The sequence below is a fragment of the Microbacterium sp. genome, from assembly GCF_036277215.1.
Lineage (GTDB): Bacteria > Actinomycetota > Actinomycetes > Actinomycetales > Microbacteriaceae > Microbacterium.
Window position 1 is genome coordinate 1 of sequence record NZ_DASUNI010000004.1, and the last position, 2,416, is coordinate 2,416.

4 protein-coding genes are annotated in these 2,416 nt (G+C 71.2%); all 4 read right to left on the reverse strand.

The window, feature by feature from the left end:
• The coding region (locus VFX99_RS00290) for a sigma-70 family RNA polymerase sigma factor (protein WP_329664322.1) at positions 1 to 753 on the reverse strand (753 nt) is incomplete at its 3' end.
• A gap of 76 nt (positions 754 to 829) precedes the next feature.
• A complete protein-coding gene (locus VFX99_RS00295) occupies positions 830 to 1,069 on the reverse strand; it encodes a PLD nuclease N-terminal domain-containing protein (RefSeq protein WP_329664323.1) in 240 nt (79 codons plus the stop codon).
• Positions 1,070 to 1,132: 63 nt separating this feature from the next.
• The gene (locus VFX99_RS00300) at positions 1,133 to 1,984 is read right to left on the reverse strand and encodes an ABC transporter permease (RefSeq protein ID WP_329664324.1); all 852 of its coding nucleotides are present in this window, start codon (positions 1,982 to 1,984) and stop codon (positions 1,133 to 1,135) included.
• Positions 1,985 to 1,992: 8 nt separating this feature from the next.
• Positions 1,993 to 2,416, reverse strand: a 424-nt coding sequence (locus VFX99_RS00305; RefSeq protein ID WP_329664325.1) for a DUF4162 domain-containing protein, incomplete at its 5' end; no start/stop codon positions are given.

Below are 2,416 nucleotides of genomic sequence, written 5' to 3' on the forward strand. Positions count from 1 at the left end.
CACGCCGCCCGGGTCGCCGTTCACCAGGGCGGTGCGGGAGAACTGGGCCAGCTGCGAGTGGGCGAACGCCTGCCGCGAGACGGCCTCCGCGCCGTGGACGATGCGCGGAGCGATCCCGTCGCCCTCGTCCACGCGTAGCACCACGTCGGGGTCCAGCAGTGCGAGCAGGTCCTCGAAGCGCCCGTCGCGCGAGGCGGCGAGGAAGGCATCGCTGACCTCGCGCCGGCGGCGCAGGTCCCGGTCGGGCACGGGCGCGGAGCCGCGGACCCGGCGCCGCGCCCGGCTCGCGAGCTGCCGCGACGCCTCCGGGGTGCGGCCGATGATCTCGGCGATCTCGCCGAACGGGATCGAGAACATGTCGTGCAGCACGAACGCGAGCCGCTCCGCCGGCGTCAGCGTCTCGAGCACGACCAGGACCGCCAGGCCGACCGAGTCGGCGAGCACCGCCTCGTGCTCGGGGTCGAGATCGCCATAGCGCTCGACCAGCGGGTCGGGCATCCGCCCCTCCTCGAAGGGATCGAGGCTCTTGGTCCGGCGGGCGCGCAGCATGTCGAGCGACACCCGGGCCACGGCGGTCGTGAGCCACCCGCCCAGGTTCATGATCCGGTCGTCGTCCGAGCGCTGCAGCCGCAGCCACGCCTCCTGCACGGCGTCCTCGGCCTCCGTCACCGATCCGAGCATGCGGTAGGCGACCGCCGTCAGGTGGTCGCGGTGATCTTCGAACTCGCTCGCGAGGTGCTCGTCGCGCTCCATGTCACATCCCTTCGTCGCCGTCCGTCAAGGCGTTGACGGACGAGCAGCGAACGACGTGACAGACCGGCGCCGCGGCTCAGACCGGATGCGACCCGCGCATCCGCTCCTCCGGCTCCGCGTCCGACGCGCGCCCGTACCGGTCGCTTACGTCCGGCGGGCGCACGATCAGGTAGCCGATCACGCCGACCACGGGGAGGATCAGCACGATCAGCGCCCACGCGATCTTCTTCACCGTGGTGAACTGCGGCCTGCGCACGATGTCGACGACGACGAAGACCCAGACCAGGAACCACAGGATCGCGATGGCGGTGAGCATGCCCGGACGATCCCCCACCCGCCACCGCCGCGCATCCTCCGATGGGGATGAGGCGCCCCGGAGTCACTCCGCGCGCGAGAAGCGCCAGATCGCGAGGGCCAGCATCCCGACGCCCAGCACCAGCACCATCCCGACCTCGACGAGCGCCGGCACCTGCCAGCCGAACCAGGTGACGCCCGGATCCAGCGTCTGCCGCGCCGCCTCGGAGACGTCGAGGTGGTCGAACACCAGGTGTCGCATGGCGTCCACGGCGTAGGTCAGCGGGTTGAGCCGGTTGAGCACCTCCAGCCACCCCGGCAGCCCGGAGACCGGGTAGAGGGCGCCGGACAGGAAGACCACCGGGAACACGACCAGCTGCATCACCCAGGTGAAGGTCTGGGCCTGCTTGATCGTGACGGCGACGAGCATGCCGAAGGCGCTCACGGCGAAGGCGACCAGCACCAGCAGGCCGAGCGCGCCGAGCAGCAGGCCGATGTCGTAGGGAACGCCGACCAGGCCGGCGAGCGCCAGCACGATCACGCCCTGCGACGCGGCGATGCTCGCCCCGCCCAGGCACTTGCCGAGCAGGATCGACGTCCGGCTGACGGGCGAGATCGTCATCTCCCGCAGGAACCCGAGCTCCCGGTCCCACACCAGCGACGCCGCGCTGATCATCGCCGTGAACAGCACCGCGATGCAGATCACGCCCGGGAAGATGAACGTCTTGAGATCGAAGCCGCCGGTGGACGCGGCGGACAGCGTCTGCAGCCCGGAGCCCAGAACGAACAGGAACAGCAGCGGCTGGACCAGCCACGTCATGGTCTGCCCGCGATTGCCCAGGAAACGGATCAGATCGCGATTCCAGACGGTCTTGACCGCCCGCGCCTCCGAGCGCCACGTGCGCTCCGGCACCCGGGCGGCGACGATGTCGGCCATGACGGCGCTCATCGCCGCGCCCCCGCCATCGCGCGCATCATGGTGCGGTTGAGGTCGGCCGTGCCGCCGGTCTCCGCATCGCGGATCGTCGAGCCCGTGTAGCGCATGAAGACGTCGTCCAGCGTCGGCCGCGAGACGGCGACCGACGTGATGGCGACGTCCAGCTCGGCGAACAGCCGCGGGACGAACGCCTCGCCGTCCTCGACGTGGAACGTCACCGCGCCCTCCGCCACCGCGGCCTCGATGCCGAAGCGGTCGCGCAGCGCGGCCAGCGCCGCGTCGTCGTCGGTCGTGCCGAGCACGACGCGGTCGGCGCCGACGCCGGCCTTCAGCGCCTGCGGCGTGTCGAGGACGACGATCTCGCCGCGGTCCATGATCGCGATGCGGTCGCAGAACTCGGCTTCGTCCATGTAGTGCGTCGTCATGAAGATC